At 32.7% G+C, this 17581-nt stretch carries 16 protein-coding genes; 14 read left to right on the forward strand and 2 right to left on the reverse strand.

What is annotated here, in order from left to right; translation table 11 throughout:
* Positions 1-13 precede the first annotated feature (13 nt).
* On the reverse strand, positions 14-232 hold the full coding sequence (locus tag RCG18_RS13635; RefSeq protein WP_308041799.1) for a hypothetical protein: 219 nt from the start codon (positions 230-232) through the stop codon (positions 14-16).
* A gap of 304 nt (positions 233-536) precedes the next feature.
* Between RCG18_RS13635 and RCG18_RS13640 the strand changes: the two genes are divergently transcribed.
* From RCG18_RS13640 to RCG18_RS13680, 9 genes are all read left to right on the forward strand, one after another.
* Positions 537-1442: a LysR family transcriptional regulator gene (locus RCG18_RS13640; protein ID WP_308041800.1), complete on the forward strand. Its 906-nt coding sequence runs from the start codon at positions 537-539 to the stop codon at positions 1440-1442.
* A gap of 168 nt (positions 1443-1610) precedes the next feature.
* Complete coding sequence (locus tag RCG18_RS13645) at positions 1611-2993, forward strand: tryptophanase (protein ID WP_308041801.1); 1383 nt, start codon at positions 1611-1613, stop codon at positions 2991-2993.
* A 407-nt stretch (positions 2994-3400) separates the two neighbouring features.
* On the forward strand, positions 3401-5179 hold the full coding sequence (locus RCG18_RS13650) for a stage V sporulation protein D (protein ID WP_308041802.1): 1779 nt from the start codon (positions 3401-3403) through the stop codon (positions 5177-5179).
* A gap of 212 nt (positions 5180-5391) precedes the next feature.
* Positions 5392-5886, forward strand: coding sequence for a superoxide dismutase family protein (locus RCG18_RS13655; RefSeq protein ID WP_308041803.1), 495 nt, complete (start codon positions 5392-5394; stop codon positions 5884-5886).
* A gap of 115 nt (positions 5887-6001) precedes the next feature.
* Positions 6002-6205 (forward strand): aspartyl-phosphate phosphatase Spo0E family protein, encoded by a 204-nt coding sequence (locus RCG18_RS13660; protein WP_308041804.1) that lies wholly within the window; start codon positions 6002-6004, stop codon positions 6203-6205.
* Positions 6206-6542: 337 nt separating this feature from the next.
* Positions 6543-7592, forward strand: coding sequence for a carbamoyl phosphate synthase small subunit (locus RCG18_RS13665; protein ID WP_308041805.1), 1050 nt, complete (start codon positions 6543-6545; stop codon positions 7590-7592).
* Positions 7593-7635: 43 nt separating this feature from the next.
* Positions 7636-10842, forward strand: coding sequence for a carbamoyl-phosphate synthase large subunit (carB, locus tag RCG18_RS13670; RefSeq protein WP_308041806.1), 3207 nt, complete (start codon positions 7636-7638; stop codon positions 10840-10842).
* 189 nt (positions 10843-11031) lie between these two features.
* Positions 11032-11856, forward strand: a complete 825-nt coding sequence (locus tag RCG18_RS13675) for a methyl-accepting chemotaxis protein (protein ID WP_308041807.1) — start codon at positions 11032-11034, stop codon at positions 11854-11856.
* 87 nt (positions 11857-11943) lie between these two features.
* The gene (locus RCG18_RS13680) at positions 11944-12768 is read left to right on the forward strand and encodes a MerR family transcriptional regulator (RefSeq protein ID WP_308041808.1); all 825 of its coding nucleotides are present in this window, start codon (positions 11944-11946) and stop codon (positions 12766-12768) included.
* A gap of 202 nt (positions 12769-12970) precedes the next feature.
* Here the strand turns inward: RCG18_RS13680 and RCG18_RS13685 are convergent, their stop codons facing one another.
* A complete protein-coding gene (locus RCG18_RS13685; RefSeq protein ID WP_308041809.1) occupies positions 12971-13384 on the reverse strand; it encodes an Lrp/AsnC family transcriptional regulator in 414 nt (137 codons plus the stop codon).
* A gap of 108 nt (positions 13385-13492) precedes the next feature.
* On the opposite strand from RCG18_RS13685, the gene RCG18_RS13690 reads away from it, so the two are divergent.
* The 5 genes from RCG18_RS13690 to RCG18_RS13710 all read left to right on the forward strand — a co-directional run bounded on the left by RCG18_RS13690 (position 13493) and on the right by RCG18_RS13710 (position 17560).
* The gene (locus RCG18_RS13690; RefSeq protein WP_308041810.1) at positions 13493-14254 is read left to right on the forward strand and encodes an MBL fold metallo-hydrolase; all 762 of its coding nucleotides are present in this window, start codon (positions 13493-13495) and stop codon (positions 14252-14254) included.
* 314 nt (positions 14255-14568) lie between these two features.
* Positions 14569-14913: an SdpI family protein gene (locus RCG18_RS13695; protein WP_308041811.1), complete on the forward strand. Its 345-nt coding sequence runs from the start codon at positions 14569-14571 to the stop codon at positions 14911-14913.
* Positions 14914-15104: 191 nt separating this feature from the next.
* On the forward strand, positions 15105-16142 hold the full coding sequence (locus tag RCG18_RS13700; protein ID WP_308041812.1) for a low specificity L-threonine aldolase: 1038 nt from the start codon (positions 15105-15107) through the stop codon (positions 16140-16142).
* Positions 16143-16706: 564 nt separating this feature from the next.
* Complete coding sequence (locus RCG18_RS13705) at positions 16707-16952, forward strand: hypothetical protein (RefSeq protein WP_308041813.1); 246 nt, start codon at positions 16707-16709, stop codon at positions 16950-16952.
* Positions 16953-17065: 113 nt separating this feature from the next.
* Positions 17066-17560, forward strand: coding sequence for a hypothetical protein (locus RCG18_RS13710; protein ID WP_308041814.1), 495 nt, complete (start codon positions 17066-17068; stop codon positions 17558-17560).
* Positions 17561-17581: the final 21 nt, after the last annotated feature.

Below are 17581 nucleotides of genomic sequence, written 5' to 3' on the forward strand. Positions count from 1 at the left end.
CACATCTTTAAAATTAAAATCTTCTTTTACGGTTTGAAAAATAAATTATTGCACAAATAATCATTATAACAAATAGTGGGCCACCAAAAACAAACTTGAGAATAATAGAAATAACAGAGAAAACTAAACCAACTGCAATAACAATAGCGATTATTGGAAGAGCCGCAGCACTAAGAGCAAATACAACAACTCCAAATATCAACATTGAAATTAAAAATAATAGGGTTAACATAATTTAATACCTCCAAATTTATATAATTATATCTATGAAATATTAGGTACAAGTATTAATCCATATATGATTAATACTTATTTATATGGTGTATAATACCGCATAAATAAGTAAAAATAAACACTTATTTTGCTTCAATATTATCTATTTTAGATTGAATAAGCTTGTTTATAAAGAATTAATCTAGATTTCTTTGTAAATCTAAAGATTACTTATATTATATTAAAGGATTTGATTTATGGATATATATAATGTGTTATAATTTCAGTAAAATTATAGTAGGAGAGCAGTAAGGAGGGTATTTATGATTCAATTACAACAGTTAATATTCTTTGAAAAAATTGCTGAGAAAAGTAGTATGAATAAGGCCGCTGAGGAGCTCTATATTAGTCAACCTAATTTAAGCAAGGCTATCCAAAACTTGGAGAATGAATTAAAAATTAAGATATTTGAACGAACAAATAAAGGAGTAAAGCTAACAGAAGACGGATATAAATTATATAAATATACAAAAACAATACACAAGCAGGTTGATATGATTCAAAGTATTGCGCTTAAAGAAATACCTAATAGTATAAGTGTAGCTGCCTACCCATGTCCTCTATTATATAAGGTTTTGGGGGAATTTCATAATAGAAATAAGGAACAATATATTGAGTTGACATTAAAGGAAGAAAGAGTACAAAATATTATTGAAAGTGTGGCAAATCTCCAATCGGATATTGGCATAATAGAGATTAATGATGTTCAAAAAAAAGAGGTTCGGCATCTATTGGAGTCAAAGAATCTGGAATATCATGAGTTCGCCAATGATACTTGGTATGTCCATGTTGGGAAAAGTAGTCCTTTTTATAATCAAGAAATCATAGAGATGTCTCAGCTTGTTGATTGTACTATTATGCGTTTTCCAGATGATTATTTCTCAAACTTATCTTATTTATTCGAAGTGGATGGAATACATTTCACCCAATTTGAAAAAACAATGTTTGTCAATGACTATTTCACACGATTAAGACTTTTGAACATGACAGATATGGTTTGTATAGAAACTGCTTGGGATAAAGAACTTGAAAAAGAAATTGGTGTGAGAGCTATACCAATTGTGAATTGCAATATACAGATAAGCATGGGGTGGATTAAACGAAAAAAAGAAAATCTTTCCGTGAAAGTGTTGGATTTTATTGCAATATTGGAGCAGATATTTAAGTAAATACAGTTGCTATAATTAATAGTAATAACTGAAATATAAATATAATATCTTATTCAAATAGACAGAAAAGTGTTACTATTACCTTAACAGTAAGAAGAGTTTAAACAAGAAACGATAAAGTGTTGAAAAAGACATATTATTGTCAAAAATTAAAGGAGGTAATAGTAAATGGGAGTAAAATATATTCCAGAACCATTCAGAATCAAAATGGTAGAAACTATAAAAGTTCTTTCTAGAGAAGAAAGGGAAGAAGCACTTAAAAGGGCAAAGTATAATATGTTTTATTTAGCAGGAGAAGAATGCTACATTGACCTTTTAACAGATAGTGGAACTAATGCCATGAGCCAAGAACAATGGGCAGGAGTAATGAGAGGCGACGAAGCTTATGCAGGTTCAAGCAGTTACTATAAACTTGTTGATGCAGGTAAAGATATTTTTGGATACGAATATATTCAACCTGTACATCAAGGTCGTGCTGCTGAAAAGGTACTTTTCCCGATTTTATTAGGTGAGGGGAAATACTCCATTTCTAATATGCACTTTGATACAACAAGAGCACATGTAGAACTATCAGGAGCTAGAGCAATTGACTGTACTGTAGAGGAAGCCTCAGACCCATCCTTAAGAGCACCTTTTAAAGGAAATATGGATACAGAGAAGTTAGAAAAGCTTATTCTTCAATATGGTCCTGAAAATATTGGAGTTGTTGTTATGACAATTACTAATAATTCTGCAGGGGGACAACCTGTTTCTTTAGCAAATGTAAGAGAGACAGCAGCTATTTGTAAAAAATATGGTATTTTCTTTAATATTGATGCTGCTAGATACGCAGAAAATGCTTTCTTTATTAAACAACGTGAGGAAGAATGCAAGAATATGTCCATTAAAGAAATTATTAAGACAATGTTTAGTTATGCAGATGCTTTTACAATGAGTGCTAAAAAAGATACAATTGTTAATATGGGTGGCTTACTCGGCGTTAAAGAAGATGCAGATTTATTCCAAAAAATCAAAGGTAGAACCATTTCTTTTGAAGGATTTATTTCCTATGGTGGTTTATCCGGACGTGATCTTGAAGCTTTAGCAATTGGTTTATATGAAGGATTAGATGAAAATTATTTAAGATATAGAATCGGCCAAATGGAATACCTTGCAGGACGTTTAGATGATGCAGGTATTGCATATCAATCACCTGTAGGTGGTCATGGTGTATTCATAGATGCAAAGGCAATGTTCCCACATATTCCATATTACGAGTTCCCAGGACAAGCACTGGCAATTGAGTTGTATAGAGAAGCTGGAATACGTACATGTGATATAGGTTCTTATATGCTAGGTAATGATCCTGATACAAAGAAGCAATTAGAAGCTGACTTTGAATTTACAAGACTTGCAATTCCACGTCGTGTATATACTCAAGCACATATTGATATTATGGCAGATGCTTTGATTGCTATTAAAGAAAGAGCGGCATCCGTTAAAGGCTACAGGATTACATGGGAGCCACCAATTCTTCGTCACTTCCAAGCATATTTAGAGCCAATTGAATAAATTGTAAAATATTTAATGCTGATTGAGGTAGTCCCTTCTGGGACTGCCTATTTCTTTTGGAGCTGCGTCTTGATGTATATCTAAAGAATTGTATTAGAATAATTCTTTACATTTTGTAACTGGCATTACGTAAAGAAAAAGAAGGAATTTATGGAATAGAACAGCTAAAATTTCTATAAATTTTTTTAATCTTGTAACATAGTTGTCACAAAGAGTCTGTATAATAAAATATGTAAAAGAATATAGAATAGATTAAATCATTCCTAGTCTTGTGGAGACATATATTAAGTTGTATGTCTCTATTTTTTTCGTTGTAGTAACTCAGAGAATTTGTTAAAATAAAGTGAAGCTACCAATTAAACGATAATTAATGAAAATACATATATTAAAGCACAAAGGAGCTTAAGATGAAAAATAAAAAAAATAATTTAAAACATAGATTTATGATCATTTTCATATTCTTATTCTTAATATTTTTTTCATTAGTAGGACGACTTTTTTATGTAATGGCAGTAACAGCGGACAAGTATAAAAGCAGAGCCTATGAACAACAAAAAAGTGAAATACAAATTAATGCTAAAAGAGGAAGAATATTAGATAGAACCAACAACGAGTTAGCTATAAGCGTTAATGTTTATCAGATAGATTTAGACTTAATAACATTGAAAGATACTTTGAAAAATAAAATGACTTTTGATGAGCTGGCGGATAAGCTTGCCCCGATAGTCAATATGAAAAAGGAAGATATAATGAAAATATTTAATACTACATTGCCAAGCGGGTTGCCAGCTAGTTCTGCTATATTAAAAAGGCAGGTTGAAAAAGCGGAAGTAGATAAAATTAAGGCACTAAATATTAGAGGCATTGTTATTTCATCAGATACAAAAAGATATTATGCAAATAGTAATTTTTTATCTAATGTGTTAGGTCGTATTAATTATAAAGGTGAAGGTGTCTCAGGAGTTGAGCTAAGTTACAATAAAGAACTTTCCGGAGTACCAGGAACTCTAACCTATGAAAAAGATGTAAAAAACAATCAACTTCCTTATGAAGATCAACAATATGAAAAGCCTGTGGATGGCAAAGATGTTATTTTAACTATAGATGAAACAATTCAAGATTACATAGAGAAAGCAGCAGAAAAGGCTTTAGTTGATAATAAAGCAAAAGCTGTAAATATTATAGTTATGAATCCTAAAAATGGTGAAATACTAGGGATGACAAGTAAACCAAGTTATGATCCTAGTAAGCCGCAAAAGGATTCGGAAGGTTCTAAAGGAGTAAGTAACATTTGGAAAAATCCTTCTGTTCAGGATACTTTTGAACCAGGATCTATTTTTAAGGTCATAACTGCTGCTGCTGCTTTAGAAAACAATATAGGCGTAAATGATGGCTATGCCTGTGGTGGAAGCATAAAAATAGGAGGTAAAGTAATTCACTGTTGGAATCTAGATGGTCATGGTAATGAAAGCTTTGTAGATATAATAAAGAACTCTTGTAATGTAGGTTTTGCCCAATTAGGAGGCAAATTGGGTCAGGACAAGCTTTTAGCCTTCTCGCAAAAAATGGGATTTGGACAGAAGACTGGTATTGACTTACCAGGAGAATCACCAGGAATTTTGAGAAAAGCAAGCCAAGTAAACGCAGTAGATCTAGCATCAATATCTTTTGGACAAGGATTAGGAGTTACTCAGGTTCAATATATGGCAGCTTTTAATGCAATTGCCAATGGAGGCACGTGGGTAAAACCTCACGTTATGAAGAGTATTGTTCATCTTGATGATAGTAGTAAAATGACTGTTGATAAAGAGTTTAGCGATTATAATAAAAAGAAGGTTTTTGATACAAATTTAGCTGCAAATTTAAGAGGAGATTTAGAAAAGGTTGTTACTGAAGGTGCAGGTAAAAACGCTTTTGCAGAAGGATTAAACATCGGAGGAAAAACAGGTACTGCCCAAGTAGCAGATCCTACTAACGGTGGATATGCTCCAGGAGTATACATGTCATCCTTTGCAGGCATGGCTCCGGTAAGTGATCCTAAAATAACACTTTTGGTAAGTGTTGATGAACCAGATAGCTCAAATTACTATGCTGGAGATGTTTCTGCTCCTGTAGCAAGAGAATTGTTTAAGCAGATATTTAACTATATGGCAATTAAAGGCGAGGAAAATGTTTTAGGTAAATAGTGAGGCATACGACAACAGGCTTCTAAGCTGCAGATGAAGTTTAAAACTCAACCTGAAGCTTAGAAGCCTGTTTATATTAGGACAGCAAAATTTACCCGATGGGTTAACTTCTTTTAGTATAAAAATAAGTGTATGCGAAAAACAAGGTCTGATGGAACCATATTAGTGGCTACTGCATATAATGATAACGAATTAAAAACTGGAGGTAAAATATGATTGCTGTAGCTCAAATACGAGGAGGAAATCTAGATCCAAACCTCAATGGAGTTGTATATTTTAGAGATGTTCCAGGCGGTGTAGAAGTACAGGTAGAAGTAAGGGGACTCCCTAAATATAAACTTGGTACAGCTAGAACACCACAAATTGGTCCTCATGGGTTCCATATACACGAAGGTGGAAGCTGTAATATAGGAGACCCTAAAAATCCATTTGCCGCTGCTGGAGAACACTGGAATCCTACAAAACAACCTCATGGTAACCATGCAGGAGATTTTCCAGTACTTTTTTCTAATAATGGGTATGCTAGAATGACATTTTTTACAAATAAATTTAGAGTTGCAGACATAATAGGCAAAACAGTGATAATACATGAGAGCCCTGATGATTATCGTACGCAACCAGCAGGTGCATCTGGTAAGCGTATTGCATGTGGAGTAATTAGAATCTATCAAAACGTTCCTCAATCAATGCCTCGTATGTATTTCTAAATAAAAATATAAAAAAGCTGGAATCTCACTCCAGCTTTTTTATATTTTTAGTACCCCCCTAAATTTAGCGTAATAATCGTATATCTAATGTATTTGCTAGAAAGTGAGGGGCATTATGTTAATAATGGAAGAAATATTGTCAAAGATAGAAGAGTTGAGAAATTTAATGCATCGACTAATTGAGGAGAAAGAACTGTTAACGGACACAGAGTTAGTTTCACTTAGCCAAGAGCTGGACAAGCATCTGAATAAGTACAACAGACTTTTGAATATTAAAAGAGAAAGTGAAAATAATGAAAATAAGAGAAGTAATAAGTAAAAATAGAAAGGTAGGTCCAATTAATCTAACGTAATAAGTAAGGTTTAAAATCAAGGTGTAATATCAGCCCTTGACAACCTTTAAAATATAAATTAAAATTAACTGTGAAAATAAAGTAAAAAATACACTTTAATTTGGTCCTGTGAGGCCAGGAAGAGGTATAATTATGATGATGTTTTTTTGTTGTGTGAAAAAAAAGGTGAATACTATAACTATAACGGGTAATGAAAAGATTAATTTTTAAAATTTAGTCTTCTTATTACCCTTTTCTTTTGAATAAAGAAAGGCCTTCAACAAAAAGTGTATTTTTACTGTAGCAAATTGAGGAGGTCTATTTATGAAAGCAAAACTTATATTAGAAAACGGAACAACATTTCAAGGAAATGCATTTGGCTACCTAAAGGATAGTGTTGGAGAGGTTGTATTCAATACTGGAATGACAGGGTATCAAGAGATTCTTACAGACCCATCCTACTATGGTCAGATTGTCACAATGACCTATCCGCTTATAGGAAACTATGGTATAAACTTAGAAGATATGGAATCAAAGTCTCCTAAGGTTAAAGGATTTATTGTTAGAGAAAAATGCAGTGCATCAAGTAACTTTAGATCTGAATTAGAATTAGAAGATTACCTAAAACAAAATAAAGTTATAGGATTAGAAGGAATAGATACGAGAGCTTTAACTAAAATATTGAGAAACAATGGAACTATGAAAGGAATAATAACTTTAGAAGATGTTTCTCATGAAGAAGTTAAGAGTAGAATAGAAGCCTTCTCTAATAGAGAAGCAGTGCAAATGGTAACTGCTAAAGAAAAGTATGTAGTAGAGGGAAGTGGAAAACACGTTGCTATTATGGACTTTGGCATAAAGCAAAATATAGTTAGATCCTTCTTAAATAGAAAATGTAAAGTAACAGTTTTCCCAGCAGACGCAAAGGCTGAAGATGTTTTAAATGTAAATCCAGATTTAATATTCTTATCTAATGGCCCAGGAGACCCGGAAGATTTAACGGATGTTATAGGAAATATAAAGAAGCTAATAGGTAAAAAACCAATCGTAGGAATATGCTTAGGACATCAGTTACTAGCTTTAAGTCTTGGAGGAAAAACAGCAAAGCTTAAGTTTGGACATAGAGGATGTAATCACCCTGTTAAAGATTTGGAAGCAAACAGAGTTCATATAACTTCTCAAAATCATGGATATTACGTAAATATTATACCAGATGATATGAAGGTAACCCATGTAAGTGTGAATGATGAAACTATAGAGGGAATGAAGCATAATAGTTTACCTATTTTCTCAGTGCAGTTCCACCCAGAAGCATGCCCAGGTCCAAAGGACAGCGATTATATATTTGATAGATTTATGGAGTATGCAGAATAGTTTATGAGAAAAACATGTATTCGAAAATTAGGAGGTAGCAAATATGCCATTAAATAGAGATATAAAGAAAGTTTTAGTTATAGGATCAGGTCCAATAGTTATAGGTCAGGCAGCGGAGTTTGATTACTCCGGAACGCAAGCTTGCCAAGCGTTAAAGGAAGAGGGAGTAGAGGTTGTACTTATAAACAGCAATCCAGCTACAATAATGACAGATAAAGAAGTAGCAGATAAGATTTATCTAGAACCTTTAACAGTAGAGTTCGTAGAAAAAGTTATAGCAAAGGAAAGACCAGACAGCCTTCTTGCAGGAATGGGAGGGCAGACAGGATTAAACTTGGCTGTAGAGCTTTATGATAAGGGAATATTAGAAAAGTACAATGTAAGAGTTATAGGAACATCTATTGAATCCATAAAAGAAGGAGAAGATAGAGAGCTTTTCAGAAATATGATGAACAGAATAAATCAGCCTGTTATACAAAGCGAAATAATCACTGACATGAAAAGTGGAAAAGCTTTTGCAAGTAAAATAGGATATCCAGTTATAGTTAGACCAGCTTATACCTTAGGGGGGACTGGCGGCGGAATAGCTAACGATGAAGAAGAATTAGAGCAGACTTTAGCGCTAGGACTTCAATTAAGTACTATAGGCCAAGTACTTCTTGAAAAGAGTGTTAAAGGATGGAAAGAAATTGAGTATGAAGTAATGAGGGACAGCTTTGGAAACTGCATTACTGTATGTAATATGGAGAACATAGATCCAGTAGGTATTCATACAGGAGACAGTATAGTTGTAGCACCAAGCCAAACATTATCAGATAAAGAATATCAGATGCTTAGAAGTGCATCAATAGATATAATAAATGCTGTAGGAATAGAGGGAGGATGTAATGTACAGTTTGCACTAAATCCACATTCCTTCGAGTATGCAGTAATAGAAATAAATCCAAGAGTAAGCCGTTCTTCTGCGCTAGCATCAAAGGCTACAGGATATCCAATAGCTAAATTGGCTGCAAAAATTGCACTAGGTTATGGATTAGATGAAATTAAAAATGCAGTTACACAAAAGACCTATGCATGTTTTGAACCATCATTAGATTATGTAGTAGTTAAAATTCCAAAATGGCCTTTTGATAAATTCCATGGAGCAGACAGAGCTTTAGGAACTAAAATGATGGCAACAGGAGAAATAATGTCCATAGGAAGCAACTTTGAGGCTGCTTTCCTAAAGGGAATAAGATCCTTAGAAATAGGAAAATACTCACTGGAGCATAAAAAGTTTAGAGAATTAAGCATGGCAGAATTGAAAGAAAGGGTAATCACTCCAGATGATGAAAGAATATTTGCCCTAGCTGAAATGCTCAGACGTGATTATAGAATAGATAAGGTTGCAGAAATAACAGGAATAGATAAATTCTTTATTGAGAAGTTTAAGTGGATTGTGGAAGAAGAGCAGAGATTAAGACTTAGCAAAATAGGTGACCTAGATAAAGAATGGTTATATAAATTAAAGAGAAAAGGCTTCTCAGATAAAGGAATAGCAGATATGCTAAGGGTTTGCCCAGAAGATGTATATAGACTTAGAACTATATGGGGAATAACTCCAGTATACAAAATGGTTGATACCTGTGGAGGAGAGTTTGAAGCCCTTTCACCATATTACTACTCAACTTATGAAACTTACGATGAGGTAGAGGTTTCAGATAAGAAAAAAGTTATAGTTATAGGATCAGGTCCAATCAGAATAGGTCAAGGTATAGAGTTTGACTATGCATCAGTACACTGTGTAATAGCTCTTAGAAAACTAGGAATAGAAACAATAATAGTAAATAATAACCCTGAAACAGTAAGTACTGACTTTAATATATCAGATAAATTATACTTTGAGCCTCTTACAGAGGAGGATGTATTAAACATAATAGAAAAAGAAAAACCTAATGGTGTAATTCTTCAGTTCGGGGGACAAACAGCTATTAAACTTGCTGAGTTCTTAAAGGAAAAAAATATACCTACGCTCGGAACTACTGCAGATCAGATAGATATGGCAGAAGATAGAGAAAAATTTGATGCTCTGCTTGAGAAACTAGGAATATCAAGACCTAAAGGAAAGGGAATCTGGAGTGTAGAAGAGGGCTTAGAAGAGGCTAAAAAGTTAGGGTTCCCAGTACTTGTAAGACCTTCTTATGTAATTGGAGGCCAGGGTATGGAAATAACCTACGATGAAAAGGAGCTTATATACTATTTATCAAATGCCTTCCAAAAGGATAAGAAGAATCCAATACTAATAGACAAGTATCTTATGGGGAGAGAAATAGAAGTAGATGCTATATCCGATGGAGAAGATATACTGATACCAGGAATAATGGAACATCTTGAAAGAGCAGGAGTACACTCAGGGGACAGTATAACCATGTATCCGAGTCAAAATATATGCTCTAATATAAAAGAAAAAATATTAGAGTTTACTAAAAAGCTTGCTTTAGGAATAGGGATAAAAGGAATGATAAACATTCAGTTCATAGAGTTTAAAGGAGAGCTTTATGTTATAGAAGTTAACCCAAGAGCATCAAGAACTGTACCTTATATAAGCAAGGTAAGTAAGGTGCCTATAGTAGATATAGCAACTAGAGTTATGCTTGGGGAGAAATTAAGAGATTTAGGCTATGGAGTAGACATCTATAAAGAGCCAGAATTAGTATCTGTAAAGGTGCCTGTATTCTCTACTCAGAAACTTCCAAAGGTTGAAGTTTCATTAGGACCAGAAATGAAGTCTACAGGAGAGGTTTTAGGAGTTGGAAAGACAATAGAAGAAGCTTTATATAAAGGATTTGTAGCAGCTAACATGTTCACTAACAAAACAGGATCAACTATACTTGCTACAATAAATGATCACGATAAGCAAGAGTTCTTGCCAATAGCAAAAGAACTTAATAAGCTAGGGTTCAAATTTGTAGCAACTTCAAAAACAGCACAACTTTTAAGAGATGCTGATGTAGAAGTAAAAGAAGTTAGAAAGCTTAGTGAAGAGCATCCTAATATAATAGATGTAATTAAAAATGGAGAAGTAGATTTAGTAGTTAACACTCCGACTAAAGGTAACGATTCAAATAGAGATGGCTTCCATATTAGAAGGGCAGCTATTGAAAGAAATATAGGGGTTATAACAGCTTTAGATACCTTTAAAGCTATGGTAGATGTTAAAATTAAAGGAATAAAAGATGAAGAGCTTGATGTATTCGATCTAGCTAACTAGAAAAAATTAAAAGGAGAATTCCAATGTTTGGGATTCTCCTTTTAAATAATTTAAATTATAAGTATATACTAAATTATTGATATTTAGATGCGATAACATTATAGTATTAAATGTAGAACTAGGTTGTTCTTTGTTAATTAAATATATAATTAAGCTAGCTAGTTAGTAGAAAAAAAGGGGCGATGAGTTATGAAAGAAAAGATTTTAGAATCCTTTATGGATGTACTACCACATTTAAAAGGAATAATTCAGGAAGATATAATGACTTCAGTAACTGATACTGAAAAGTTTTTAGGGTATTATCCTGGTGATAAAATGAGAGTAGATATAAAAATTGGAGATCCAATACCAGATAATGATCCTTTGAAACAGACTATAAGAGAAAATAAAATAATATCTTCAATAGTGCCAAAGGAAGTTTATGGATTTCCATTTAAGGGTGTTACTTATCCTATAAGAGATGAAAAAGGAACTGTTATAGGAGCAGTAGGTTATGCAATAAATATTGAAAATGAAGTTAAAATCAGTGAATCATCAGAAAGTATGTTTAGTGCTATTGAGGAAACAAGTGCAAGCATTAATGAAGCTTCTGTGGATATTCAAAAACTAACTAGTATGATTAATAACATAGACGAATCTGCCAAGGCTACAGAAAAAAAGATTGCAGATTCAGATAAAATAATAAACATGATTAAAAATGTAGCACAACAAACTAATTTATTAGCCTTAAATGCTGCAATTGAAGCTGCAAGGGCTGGTGAGCATGGAAGAGGATTTTCTATTGTAGCATCAGAAATGAGAAAACTTTCTCTAACCAGTAAAGAATCCAGCGAAAGCGTATACAGAGAATTAAGTGAAATGAAAAAATCTATAGAATTTATTAAGAAACAAATAGATAGTATTTTAGAGATAGCAGATAGACAGTCTGTAAAATTCAAAGAAATTACAACAGCTACAGAGGAGATTGCCTCAAACGCAGAAACGCTTGTTCACTTTACCAGAATAAATGATTAAAATATTATTTGTGTTACCTTATATTGACTTTTACCTTAGGTAAAGGATTATACTTAAAACATCAAATCAAATGCGCAGGTGATATTGATGTTTTCAATAGGAGTTTTTTCAAAAATTAATAAGATTACTACAAAAACATTAAGACACTATGATGAACTAGGATTATTGAAGCCAGAATATGTTGATAGTTTTACAAGCTATAGGTACTATACTTCACAGCAGTTACCAAGACTTCATAAAATACTAACATTAAAGCAAATGGGACTGTCTTTAAGTCAAATAAAAGAGGTAATTAATAATCCGGCAGCAATAGATATATTCTTAAAATTGAAAGAACAGGATATTTTAAAGAATATTGATGCTGAGAAAGCAAAGCTTTTACAAATTCGTAGTTATCTTAATAGTATGAGAGGAGAGGAATGTTCTGTGTATAGTCCAATTATAAAAGAATTGCCTAAGGTTATAGTGGCTTCAATGAGACAGATAATACCAAGCTATCATGCACTTTTTGAATTGTGCCCCAATGTAATGGCAAAGGAAATGGAGAGGTTAAAATGTGTATGTGCCACTCCAGCCTATTGCTTTAATATTTACCATGATGGTGAATACAAAGAAAAAGATATTGACGCGGAAATATGTGAAGCTGTAACAGAACTAAAGGAAGATACAGATATTTTAAAGTTTAAAATCTTAGAGGGTATACCAACAGCTGTATGCGTGCTTCATAAAGGTTCTTATGATACTCTTAGGAATGCTTACTCATATGTTTTTAAATGGATTGAGGAAAATGAATATGAAGCTATAGACAATCCAAGAGAATCATACATCGATGGAATATGGAACAAAGATAAGGTGGAAGACTGGCTTACAGAGATTCAGGTGCCAGTAAAGAAGAAAGATAAAAAGGATTAAGCATGTATATATGCGATTCGAAGATGGACGGCTTCCGTATAATTAGAACTAGCTAATTAGAAAAATGTTAAGAAAAAGGAGAATTCTAATCCAGATGAAATTCTCCTTTTATAATTAACAAATAATTAGTTAATAGTAATATTTAATTTAAAAGTACTTAGAGGTGCAACGGATTCCCAACTTCGAGTTTGCTCTAAGTTTATTATTTTATTTTTCCAATTGATATGTTAACTCGATAGTTACCATACTTTAAAATCTCATCCAATAAATTCATAAGCTCCTCTTCATTAGATACATTTACTTTTAGTAAATAACATCCATCACCACTAATTCGATTTGCTTCTAATATTTCTGACTTTTCTTTAATAAAAGTTTGAAAAGATAGATGATCAATGGTTTTCATAAATATAGTGATAAAAGCAATTAGAGTCTTGCCTAATTTACTTTGATCTAATTTAACGGTGTATCCTTGGATAACTCCAAGCTCTTCCATTTTGCGAATACGGTTTGCAACGGATTGTCCTGTTAAGTGAACTAACTCTCCAATTTCTCGCCATTGTATTCTAGAGTTCTTCTTTAATAAAGAAAGTATTTGAAAATCAGTTTGATCAAGCATAATTTCTAAAATCCTTTCATCAATCAATTCATAGAGTATTTTTGTTTTCTCCAATCAATATCATTATCACGTATAATAAGTATATCATATACCTTGGAGGTGCAAATAATGAAAATTCAATTAGTAAGACATGCAACTTTACTTTTAAAGATTAATAACAAAACAATTTTAGTTGACCCGATATTAAGTCCAGCAGGAACTATGGATGCTATACCGAATGTTTATAATGCCAATAAAAACCCACTTGTAGATTTACCTGTCAGTGTTGATATACTTACTAATGTTAATGCAGTTCTAGTAACACATACCCATATGGATCATTTTGATGAAGCAGCAGCTCAATTAATCCCCAAACACATACCAGTATTTTGTCAGCCAATAGATAAAGAAAAAATAGAAGCCAAGGGATTTGTTAAAGTTACCTCTATAGAAAAGTCCTATACCTGGGAAGACATCACCTTTAATCGTACTACAGGGCAGCATGGCACAGGAAAGATTGGAAAAGAAATGGGATTAGTTTCAGGCTTTGTTATTACTGCGCATAATGAACCTTCTTTATATATTGCAGGAGACACTATCTGGTGTTCAGAAGTGGAAGAAGCACTGGAAATCTATAAACCGCAGATTACTGTTGTTTTTGCTGGTGCAGCTAGATTTAGTGAAGGAGATCCAATTACAATGACGGCACAAGACATTCATGATGTTTGTAGGAAAGCGCCTAATTCAAAGATTATTGTTGTTCATATGGAGACATGGAATCATTGTACCCTTACAAGATTAGAACTAAAAGATTTCTTGAAAAAATATTCATTAGATAGACAGGTATATGTTCCTGATGATGGAGAAAGTATAAATTGTGATATTTTTTAATGAAGAATCTCAAATAGTATGAGATTAAAAGGGAAAAGTTGACTTACATGCAGAGACATATTTACAAGCTTCAGTCCGGTATATTTTCCTAAACATGTCTTGATAAAAATCCCTGTTAGGCATTAAGAATCAATGCACTAAGGGATTTTTTTATTAGTGTCTTAAAGATAGTGATGTGTCTGGTAAAGTTTTCATAGAAGCATTTATTTTGAATGGATTAAGGAGTATAATGAAAATAAACAATGCCTACTTTACAGCGGCTCAGTCTTAATAGATAAGATAATTTGATTAAAGAGGTAAAATGGGGTGTATGTATGGTATTTCTAATAGTAGGGATAACTTTCAGTGTAGCTGGATTTATCTTAAAGCAATTTCCACCTGAAAGTATAAATGGAATGTATGGATATAGAACTCCTATGTCAATGAAAAACAAGGAGACCTGGGATGAAGCGCAAAAACATGGTGGACACAGTATGATTATACTTGGAATAATAAGTTGTATCCTTGCAGCTTATGTGTATCTTGTGCCAAATTCTATTATTAATAATGAGAGTATTCAATTATTATTTCTACTTATAGGTTCTGTAGGGATGATAGTTATCGATGAAGTTCATTTGAGAAAACTATTTAATAAAGATGGAAGTAGAAAACTTATATAAATCATATATTCATTTGCGTTAATTAGTGTGTTAATATTTAGTAAGAGACTAAAATAAATAATATTTAGTAAAAATAATAAATTGTAACTCTACTTACTAATATCAAAGAACTAATAATTAGGCTATATACAGTTAAATAAAATCAATCAGTGTGTAAGCAAGTACACTAGATGTAAAAGGGAGGTTTACCAATGTACAGTTTTAAAAATGACTATAGTGAAGGAGCACATCCAAGAATAATAAATGCTTTGGTTGAATCAAATATGGAGCAGACTCCAGGATACGGTGAAGATAGTTATACAGAAAAAGCCATTGAACTTTTAAAACAAAAAATTAAAAGAGATGACATTGATGTTCACCTATTTGTTGGAGGTACACAAACAAATCTCACTGCAATTTCAGCCTTTTTAAGACCACATGAAGCGGCTATTGCTGCTAATACAGGACATATACTAGTTCATGAGACGGGAGCTATTGAGGCCACAGGTCATAAAGTAATATCTATAGAAGTAAGTGACGGTAAACTAAGACCTGAAGATATCAAGCCTGCTTTAGATGCACATACTGATGAACATATGGTAAAGCCTAAGTTAGTGTACATTTCCAACTCTACAGAAATCGGCTCCATATATAAGAAAAGCGAACTAGAAGAACTAAGTAAATTCTGTAAAGAAAACAAACTCTTTTTATATGTAGATGGCGCAAGACTAGGATCAGCGCTATGTTCAGAAGAAAATGACATGGAACTTTCTGATTTAGCCAGATTAACAGATGCCTTCTATATCGGTGGAACCAAAAATGGTGCATTAATGGGTGAGGCTATGGTTATATGCAATGATTCACTTAAAGAGGATTTTCGTTTCCATATTAAACAAAAGGGAGCACTGCTTGCAAAAGGAAGGCTTCTTGGTATACAGTTTTTAGAGCTTTTTAAGGACGACTTATATTTTGATTTAGCAAGACATGCAAACAAAATGGCTGACTTACTAAAAAATGAAATCAGTAGATCTGGATATAAGTTTTTAATAAAATCACCTTCCAATCAGATATTTCCAATCTTACCCAATAGGTTAATTGAAAAGCTTCTGGAGAAGTATTCCTTCTTTATCTGGGAAAAAGTTGATCAGTATAATTCTGCTATACGCCTTGTGACATCTTGGGCTACAAAAGAAGAAAGTGTGTTAGCTTTTGTTGAAGACTTGAAAAAGGCTATGGATTCAGAACAGTAACTCATAAGGTATATATGCACTCAAAGCAAAAGAAGGTATTTGTTTCGAGTGCTTTTTATTTTGCATAGTAAAAACATATAAAGCAAAGAAACAGTCAAAATTGCACGTGAAAAATGTCTAATCTAAATTAAAAAAATAATCATGATGTGTTCGAAGCTCTATTATCATGTGAAAATCTTCCTAAGAAATGTTATTTAAACAAAAAAGATTAAAATTAAGCGGTTGATAGCTGTCAAGGTGACTGGTTGTTAACCGCTTATCTTATTTTTATCCGATGACTTACCCGCTCTAATACTCCCATCGCACTTTGTGAAAGCGATTCACACAAAATCAGAGATTTTGGTTCTCTGCTTTTCTCAAAGTTGGAGTAAAGAGCGGCTATGTCCCTGGATAACGACTTCTAAGCTTCAGATGGAGTCAAAACTCCACCTGAAGCCAAGAATTCTGTTTATATGATTACATTATAGTGTTATTTGATCAATTATATTTTACTACAATTTACACGGCATATCACAATATGTAGCTATCGGGAATATTATATAGCGAACAAACTTTAGGAGGTTTTTGATATGTCACATAGAAAGCATCATAAGTCCGATAGATGTAAGCAATCAGATAGATCCGATAGATGTAAGAAATCAGATAGGTCCGATAGATGTAAGAGATCAGATAGGTCTGATAGATGTAAGAAATCAGATAGGTCTGATAGATGTAAGAAATCAGATAGAAGGCATAAATCACATAGAAGGCATAAATCACATAGATAATAAAAATAGTTGCAGAACTCTTTGTGAATTTAAAGTAATCTAAGTATTTTTCATTGACAGCCCAATTATGCTAATAAGGAGGATAGATACGTTTATATCTGTCCTCTGTTTCATATAAATTATTTCATTTCAGATGGAGAAGGAGGACATGACTCAATGAGCTCGTCAGACATCACATTATTTGAAGAGATCTTCCTAATGAGTAAGAAAGAAATAGACAATAAATTTAAATATTTAGGTGAAGGTGGGGGACGAATTGTATACGCTATAAATAATGATTATGTGATAAAATTATCAAAATTTCGTGGTGGATATAAACAATGTGAAACTGAAAACTATATTTATCATAACGTACAACAACATTTGAAAAAATATCTTTGCCCTGTAGTATGGTATAAAGAAGATATGATTATTATGAGAAAAGCCATTCCATTAGCAAAGAAAAGAAAAGAAAAACATAATAATGTTTTTAGGCGTTTAGGAATAAGTGAAGAAGATACTCTTTATATAAATATAGAAGAATTAGTAAAAACCTTTAATTTGCTTTATGGTGACATAAAAAGCCTAAGTTCTTGGGGGGTACTTGATAACCATATTATTCTTATTGATTATGGTTGCACTAATAAGATTTTTCGAAAATATTTTGCCTGATGTCTATCACCACTAACAAAC

Origin of the sequence: Clostridium sp. OS1-26 (assembly GCF_030915445.1) — a bacterium.
Classification (GTDB): Bacteria; Bacillota; Clostridia; order Clostridiales; family Clostridiaceae; genus Clostridium_AM.

What these genes read in the sequence shown, in the direction of transcription:
- RCG18_RS13680 (WP_308041808.1), top strand. Translation starts at nt 11,944, where the DNA reads ATGTTTTCAATAGGAGTTTTTTCAAAAATTAATAAGATTACTACAAAA.
- carB (WP_308041806.1), top strand. Translation starts at nt 7,636, where the DNA reads ATGCCATTAAATAGAGATATAAAGAAAGTTTTAGTTATAGGATCAGGT.
- RCG18_RS13665 (WP_308041805.1), top strand. Translation starts at nt 6,543, where the DNA reads ATGAAAGCAAAACTTATATTAGAAAACGGAACAACATTTCAAGGAAAT.
- RCG18_RS13655 (WP_308041803.1), top strand. Translation starts at nt 5,392, where the DNA reads ATGATTGCTGTAGCTCAAATACGAGGAGGAAATCTAGATCCAAACCTC.
- RCG18_RS13660 (WP_308041804.1), top strand. Translation starts at nt 6,002, where the DNA reads ATGTTAATAATGGAAGAAATATTGTCAAAGATAGAAGAGTTGAGAAAT.
- RCG18_RS13685 (WP_308041809.1), bottom strand. Translation starts at nt 13,384, where the DNA reads ATGCTTGATCAAACTGATTTTCAAATACTTTCTTTATTAAAGAAGAAC.
- RCG18_RS13695 (WP_308041811.1), top strand. Translation starts at nt 14,569, where the DNA reads ATGGTATTTCTAATAGTAGGGATAACTTTCAGTGTAGCTGGATTTATC.
- RCG18_RS13675 (WP_308041807.1), top strand. Translation starts at nt 11,032, where the DNA reads ATGAAAGAAAAGATTTTAGAATCCTTTATGGATGTACTACCACATTTA.
- RCG18_RS13640 (WP_308041800.1), top strand. Translation starts at nt 537, where the DNA reads ATGATTCAATTACAACAGTTAATATTCTTTGAAAAAATTGCTGAGAAA.
- RCG18_RS13645 (WP_308041801.1), top strand. Translation starts at nt 1,611, where the DNA reads ATGGGAGTAAAATATATTCCAGAACCATTCAGAATCAAAATGGTAGAA.
- RCG18_RS13650 (WP_308041802.1), top strand. Translation starts at nt 3,401, where the DNA reads ATGAAAAATAAAAAAAATAATTTAAAACATAGATTTATGATCATTTTC.
- RCG18_RS13635 (WP_308041799.1), bottom strand. Translation starts at nt 232, where the DNA reads ATGTTAACCCTATTATTTTTAATTTCAATGTTGATATTTGGAGTTGTT.
- RCG18_RS13700 (WP_308041812.1), top strand. Translation starts at nt 15,105, where the DNA reads ATGTACAGTTTTAAAAATGACTATAGTGAAGGAGCACATCCAAGAATA.
- RCG18_RS13710 (WP_308041814.1), top strand. Translation starts at nt 17,066, where the DNA reads ATGAGCTCGTCAGACATCACATTATTTGAAGAGATCTTCCTAATGAGT.
- RCG18_RS13690 (WP_308041810.1), top strand. Translation starts at nt 13,493, where the DNA reads ATGAAAATTCAATTAGTAAGACATGCAACTTTACTTTTAAAGATTAAT.